The following is a 7,014-nucleotide window of genomic DNA, read 5'->3' as shown; positions in this document are numbered from 1 at the left end:
TAAGTGCTCTTATTTGGACAATAAGTCATCCGGTTTAGACAATAACATCTTACTTTTGGACAAATAAGTGTACAAAATACTAAATTTATTGTCCGACACAGGCCATTGATTGTCCGATGGAATCGATTTATTGTCGGAAATCAACTGTTTATTGTCCAAATGCCATGAAATAAGCACCACACTACCAGCTAGAGAAGTTTGTTCCTGTTTTTTGCTTTTATTTTTTTTACAGGCGAAAATGGATTCTTGAAAATAAGAACTTTCTTAGCTGAAGGGGCACTAGTGATTCAACTGTTGCATGACAAGAGTTCAGAAAATTACAGCAAAACGGTATGTTGAAAATTTACGTTGGAAGGAAGGATCTCATGAGTCTTCAAGCTGAAACGAAAAAGCCGCTAGAGCAGAAATCAAAATTTAAAATGCCGGATGCGTATGTTTTGCTTTTTTTTGTGGCTCTTCTTTGCGCCATTGCTACATATTTTGTACCTGCCGGGGAATTTAAAAGAGTGACGAAAGGGTTAATTACGACAACAATCCCGGGAAGCTATCATTCGGTTGCCCAGTCCCCAGTAGGATTTGTTTCATTTTTTACCGCGATTGAACAAGGAATGGCGGCTGCCGCGCCGATCATCTTTTTGATTCTTTTTACGGGCGGTGCCATCGCTATCCTTGAAAAAACAGGGGCCATCAATGGATTAATTTATCATGTCATCAACAAGTTCCGCCACCGTCAGCTTCTTTTCGTTTGTATCGTTGCCGCCTTGTTTTCTGTTCTTGGAACGACAGGAATCATCGTTAACTCGGTTATCGGGTTTATTCCAATCGGGCTCATTGTTGCCCGCACGCTAAAGTGGGACGCGGTTGTAGGTGCGGCCATCATTTATCTCGGCGCTTATGCCGGCTTTAATGCGACGATTCTTTCGCCGTCGCCGCTCGGGATTTCACAAAAAATCGCGGAGCTCCCGATGTTTTCAGGAATAGGCCTGCGGGTTGCCATTTATGTCTGTTTCTTATTAGCCACCATTTTGTATATTTACTGGTACATCAAACGCTTAAAGAGGACGGATAAAGGTAGCGTTCTCGGCAATGACTGGTTTCCGAGCAAAGCGCTTTTACTGGATGAAGATGCATCTGAAGAAAGTGTTTCCTGGACCGTCCGCCATAAGCTCATTTTAGCAGTAACCGCATTATCGCTCGTTGGCTTTTTGGCGGGGGCATTTTGGCTAAAGTGGTCGGATGCGGAAATGACAGGCATGTTCATTTTCATTGCGCTTGCTGCAGGGATCATTGGCGGGCTCAGGGCGAATGATATCGCTTCCACATTTTTAGCTGGCTGCCAGCAGCTCGTTTATGGCGCATTGATCGTCGGAATGGCCCGCTGCGTTTCCGTCATACTTGAACAAGGGAAACTCCTTGATACCATCGTGAATACTCTGGCACATCTTCTACAAGGTCAAAGCCCTGTCTTCGGCGCCATTGGCATGTATATCAGCAGCGCGGCGCTCCATTTTCTCATTTCGTCAGGAACGGGAGAATCGGTCATCTTCATTCCAATTCTCGCACCATTGGCCGACTTAATGCATATTACAAGGCAAGTGGCGGTAGAAGCCGTCATGCTCGGAGAAGGCGTCGTCAACTGCATTAATCCGACATCAGGCGTTTTGATGGGCGTGCTCGCGGCAAGCGGTATCCCGTACGTCAAATGGGTTCGCTTCATGACCCCGCTCGCTTTCATCTGGTTTGTCATCGGACTCGTTTTTCTTATCGTCGGCGTCGGAATTCATTGGGGACCGCATTAATAAATGATTAGCACCGCTTGAATCGAACTTAAGCGGTGTTTTTTGCTTTTTTTACGGAAAAAGTATCTTTAAAGCTAAAAAAAATGAATCAAATCGCACTATTTTTTGCTCATATTTTGAATCTTGTCCTTGTAAGGAAAACATATAGAGATTTTGTTTATTTCAAGTGAACAAATGAGTGCTACTTTCAGGGATCTCCTCATTTATTTTCCAAACTGAGAGATTTATTTTCCGATTTGCAATTTTTATTTTCCGTTTTAACAAATTTATTTTCCGATTTCCGTGATTTATTTTCCATTCACCGAAGTGTTTGAGTCATTATGAATGCGTCCTGAGTTGAAAGATATTTCTTTCAATTTGATTGAAAACTGCCTCGAAATGATTGATATCCTCTTTAAATTGATTGAAAAACAGCAAATGAGAGGGGGGAAGAATGAAAAGTGTCCTGAATTGAATACTATCTTTTTCAAATTGATTAATAACTACCTCGAAATAATCGATAACCCCGATGAATGGATTTGAAAAGCGAACTTACGGCTCCACTTTTTCCAAGGAAGCGGAAAAAAACGCCTGGAATATCCAGGCGCTTGTTGTCTCCATTTTTTATAAGGCCATTTCCTTCAATTTTCGTTTTACGATTTTTCCAAGGCTGTTTTTAGGAAGCGAATCGACAAATTGAATTTCAGGTATTTTGTACTCAGCGAGCTTTTCTTTGCAGTAGTTGATAATCTCCTCTTCAGAAAGAGGACTCCCCTTTTCTTTTACAATGTACGCGCGGGGGATTTCGCCCCAGAACTCATCAGGAATGCCGACCACCGCGACCTCCAATACGCCGCTGATCTCATGGATGACTTTTTCCACTTCGCCGGAATAGATATTGTCCCCGCCATAGACGATGACATCTTTGTACCGGTCCATAATGTATAAAAAGCCGTCTTCGTCGAATTTCCCGGCATCCCCCATATAGAGCCATCCGTCCTTGAGCACTTCACGCGTGGCTTCCGGATCTCTCCAATAGCCTTTGAACATGTATGGGCTTTTTACGACAATTTCTCCGACTTCCCCTGTCTTAAGCTCTTCATGGCTATCCGGATCTACTATTTTCACGTCGACGTTTTGGATGGGCTTGCCTACCGAATTCGCTTTATCGTAGCCCATGTCTGGACGCCATGCGCTGACCGCCCATCCTTCTGTGCTGCCGTAGCCTTGTGACAATGCGATGCCATATTTCGCATATTCCATGATTAAGCTTTCCGGCACTTTAGTCCCGCCAGACTGGGCCATTTTAAAGGACTCGACGTTTCTTTCGCTCTGTTTCAATTCCTCTAGCATGTACGTATAAGTGGAAGGGAAGCCCATCATCGTGTTGATCTTCTCATTTTCAATCATCTCCCAGATGGCTTTAGGATCGGCGTTGGAGAGGCAAACCATCGTCATTCCGTAATAAATGCTATTTAGAATGTTCAAGCAGGAGCTCATATGGTAAAAAGGATGAACCCCGAGAAAGCGCATTCCAGGTTCGACTTTCCTCAAATTTCCGATTTCTGAAAACCATGCGTAAAGATTTCCGTGCGTGATAACGCAACCTTTAGAATTGCCAGTCGTTCCCGAAGTAAATAAAAGAAGGGCCGGATCCTCGCTATGGACCGTACAATCAGGCTCGGTTTCAGGCTGATTTTCTAGCAAACATCTAAATGACGGGACAATGTCCATCCCAGACCCGGACAAAATAATAGAAGGAATCATTTGTTTTTCTTCAACCAGAGACAAGGATTCCTTATATTCTTCATCATAAAATAAAACTTTAGGCTGGCACGTTTCAATGACGCCTTCCATTTCATATGCCGTCATTTGCCGGTTTAATGGGGCAGCAATTGCGCCGATTTTGATGGCGGCCATCATAATGAGTGGGAAGGGGCAGTTGTTTTTGCAAAGGATGGCCACCCGATCCCCTTTTTGAACACCTTTCTCCAATAAATAATGGGCCAGCTGGTTGACCCGTTCATTGTATTCTTTAAACGTCAATCGCTCTTTTCCTCCGACCAATCCTTCCAGTAGAGGGGTGCTGTCTGCACGGTCTTTCAAAAAAGCTTGTATTGTTCCCATTGTTCATCACTCCATTAAATCATCGATTGCTAATTTGATGGTTCAAAAATAAATGGCAGAAATCCTTTTATCCCTATAAATTTTCTGTCTTTATTATTTTGCTACTATAATAAAAAGAATTCAATTAAAGAGGTTTGCTGTAAAAAGATATAAAAAAATACACCACGCAATGAATAGAAATTAGGAGAATATGCCCTTGTAGGGGAATTAAAGGATGTATAGGATGAAGTGGTATTTAAAAATTTTGGAAGGGATTGAGGCGTATAAAAGCGTTGCAAAAAGTTGTTTCATTGTCTTTAATCGTTTTCCTGGCTTTTTTAGCCATAGTTGGTTCGGATTTGTCTACACGGGCGTTTGCGGCAGACCATCCAGCCTGGCAAGCGCGGCATGGAATGACGGCGGAACAGTACCAGCGCACGTTTAATGACCTGGTCAAAAAAGGTTACCGGCTTACTCACATAAGTGTTCATACAGATGGCAGCGGCAGAGACCGCTATGCGGCGATCTGGGTGAAAGAAAAGGGTCCGGCATGGCAAGCCCGGCATGGAATGACGGCGGAGCAGTATCAGCGTACGTTCAATGACCTGGTCAAGAAAGGCTACCGGCTGGTCGATGTGAGCGGCTATGCCATTGGCGGCAAAGACCGCTATGCGGCGATCTGGGTGAAAGAAAAGGGTCCAGCCTGGCAAGCGCGGCACGGAATGACGGCGGAGCAGTATCAGCGCACGTTCAATGACCTGGTCAAGAAAGGCTATCGGCTGGCCGATGTGAGCGGCTATGCCATTGGCGGCAAAGACCGTTATGCGGCGATCTGGGTGAAAGAAAAGGGTCCGGCCTGGCAAGCGCGGCACGGAATGACGGCGGAGCAGTATCAGCGCACATTCAATGACCTGGTCAAGAAAAGTTACCGGCTGGTCGATGTAAGCGGCTATGCCATTGGCGGCAAAGATCGCTACGCGGCCATCTGGGTGAAAGAAAAGGGTCCAGCCTGGCAAGCGCGGCACGGAATGACGGCGGAGAAGTATCAGCGCACATTCAATGACCTCGTTAAGAAAGGCTACCGGCTCGTTGATGTTAGCGCCCATACAAATGGAGGCAAAGACCGCTACGCGGCGATCTGGGTAAAATAAGACGGGCCAGTCCGGGAGCCTTAGCTTAACATCAGCCATATCGTTTCATACCATTCACAAACTCACCTTAAGTCGCCCCGATCCATTGTACGGGGCGGCCTTAATATGCTCTTATCGTTTTCGTACGATACTATTTTTGATCGATCAAGGAAACGTTGTGACAATCACTCCATCCATATTATTGCCTGAAATTTCATAATAGCAGTGTCCCGGTGTTTTAATTGTCAACGTTTTAGAAACGGGGTAATACGAGATAGCATATTTTTTTCCGTTAACATTGGCAGTGATGTTTCGTTTTTCTTTTTCTACTTATAACAACAAAATACATTATATCTCGAAATGGCGTATTTGAAAGGCGCTTTCTATCATCCTTAATGTGCGTATGTTTCCAGGGTCTATTAAAACCCCGGGTTGATGGAGTATTTTTAAAGACAAGTCCCTGGCGTGTTGCCAGGGACTTGAACATTTTTCTTATTCGGTCACGTTCCGCAATAGGTTCGGTAAGGTATGTCAGATGGCGCAGGTGTTTTTGCGTATTCAGCCTGTTCGGGAGAATGCGCGAACGGGTTTGAAAGGGCTTCAAGAAGCCGCTCCATAACGCTGTAGTCACCTCGTTCAACCGCCGCTGCCAGCGCTTCTTCGACCCGATGGTTTCGCGGAATGACGGCAGGATTGCTATTTTTCATCAACTGTTGCGCGGCTGTTTTCGATTCCTGCTGCCTGCCCAGTCGCGCCTGCCACTTCTCATTCCAGCGGGAAAACTCAGGTGAACACATCAGCCCTGTTTTCTCCTGTTTATCAAACGTCAATGCGATGAAGGTATTCGTATAGTCCGCGCTATGTTTATGCATCAGATGGAGAAGCTCTTCGATTAACGACTCATCTTCTTTCTCTTCGTTAAAGAGTCCGAGTTTTGCTCTCATTCCTTGAAGCCATTCCGAACGGTATAAAGTGCCGAATCGTGATAACGCATTTTCGGCCAGTTTAATCGCTTCTTCCTGATCTTCATGTAGGAGCGGCAATAAGCTTTCCGCCAATCGCGCGAGATTCCACCCTGCAATAGGCGGCTGATTGCCATAGGCATAGCGGCCCCGGATATCGATAGAACTGAATACCGTTGCCGGATCATAGGCATCCATGAAGGCACAAGGGCCGTAATCGATGGTTTCTCCGCTAATGGCCATATTGTCAGTGTTCATCACTCCATGAATGAAGCCAACGAGCTGCCATTTGGCGATAAGTTTAGCCTGCCGCTCCATCACTTTTTGAAAAAATGACAGATACCGGTCCTTATCCTCTTCAACGTCTGAATAATGACGCTTAATGGCATAGTCGGCCAGGATCTGAAGTTCCTCTTTCGTGCGCCATTTGGCAGCGTATTCAAACGTCCCGACACGTAGATGGCTGGCTGCAACCCGGGCCAGCACGCTGCCAGGCAGCTCGGTTTCGCGAAATACCGGCTCGCCCGTCGTCACCACGGCCAGACTGCGGGTCGTTGGAATGCCAAGCGCATGCATCGCTTCACTAATGATGTATTCGCGCAGCATCGGACCAAGGGCGGCCCGGCCATCTCCTCCGCGGGAATATGGCGTCCGGCCTGAACCTTTAAGCTGGATGTCCACCCGTTCGCCACAAGGGGTGATCTGCTCGCCTAAGAGGATCGCCCGACCGTCGCCCAGCATTGTAAAATGGCCAAATTGATGCCCTGCGTAAGCCTGGGAAAGAGGGAAAGCCCCTTCTGGAATTTCGTTTCCGCCAAACACTTCGGCGCCTTCTTCGCTTTCTAGCTTCTTCACGTTTAAACCGAGGGATGTTGCCAATGGCTCATTGAGAATGACCAATTTCGGCGATCGCACGGGTGTTGGCCTGGTGCTAGTAAAAAAGGATTCCGGAAGGCGGGCATAGCTATTGTCAAAGTTCCATCCTGTTTCGTTGCTCTTTGTCATAGGTTCTCCTTTATCATTTTTTTCTTTTATAAA

General features: G+C 46.0%; 4 protein-coding genes and 1 pseudogene. 2 read left to right on the top strand and 3 right to left on the bottom strand.

Features of this window, described 5'->3' with window-relative positions; translation table 11 throughout:
• Positions 1–365: 365 nt before the first annotated feature.
• Positions 366–1,799 (top strand): YfcC family protein, encoded by a 1,434-nt coding sequence (locus WD019_RS09770; protein ID WP_425711364.1) that lies wholly within the window; start codon positions 366–368, stop codon positions 1,797–1,799.
• Positions 1,800–2,402: 603 nt separating this feature from the next.
• On the opposite strand, the gene WD019_RS09765 is transcribed toward WD019_RS09770, so the two are convergent.
• Positions 2,403–3,905, bottom strand: coding sequence for a class I adenylate-forming enzyme family protein (locus tag WD019_RS09765; RefSeq protein WP_425711363.1), 1,503 nt, complete (start codon positions 3,903–3,905; stop codon positions 2,403–2,405).
• A gap of 272 nt (positions 3,906–4,177) precedes the next feature.
• On the opposite strand from WD019_RS09765, the gene WD019_RS09760 reads away from it, so the two are divergent.
• Positions 4,178–5,035 (top strand): hypothetical protein, encoded by an 858-nt coding sequence (locus WD019_RS09760; protein ID WP_425711362.1) that lies wholly within the window; start codon positions 4,178–4,180, stop codon positions 5,033–5,035.
• Positions 5,036–5,179: 144 nt separating this feature from the next.
• On the opposite strand, the pseudogene WD019_RS09755 reads toward WD019_RS09760, so the two are convergent.
• Positions 5,180–5,338 (bottom strand): annotated as a pseudogene (locus WD019_RS09755) (D-Ala-D-Ala carboxypeptidase VanY); the annotation flags it as partial.
• A 176-nt stretch (positions 5,339–5,514) separates the two neighbouring features.
• A complete protein-coding gene (locus WD019_RS09750) occupies positions 5,515–6,981 on the bottom strand; it encodes a protein adenylyltransferase SelO (protein WP_425711361.1) in 1,467 nt (488 codons plus the stop codon).
• Positions 6,982–7,014: the final 33 nt, after the last annotated feature.

The organism is Fictibacillus sp. Mic-4 (genome assembly GCF_049843615.1).
GTDB classification, from domain to species: domain Bacteria; phylum Bacillota; class Bacilli; order Bacillales; family Fictibacillaceae; genus Fictibacillus_A; species Fictibacillus_A gelatini.
The sequence above is the reverse complement of the archived record's forward strand: the minus strand, read 5'-3'. Positions and strand labels throughout refer to the sequence as shown.

Bases quoted from the DNA above. Each gene is read 5' to 3' on its own strand.
- WD019_RS09770 (WP_425711364.1), top strand. From the start codon at position 366: ATGAGTCTTCAAGCTGAAACGAAAAAGCCGCTAGAGCAGAAATCAAAA.
- WD019_RS09765 (WP_425711363.1), bottom strand. From the start codon at position 3,905: ATGGGAACAATACAAGCTTTTTTGAAAGACCGTGCAGACAGCACCCCT.
- WD019_RS09750 (WP_425711361.1), bottom strand. From the start codon at position 6,981: ATGACAAAGAGCAACGAAACAGGATGGAACTTTGACAATAGCTATGCC.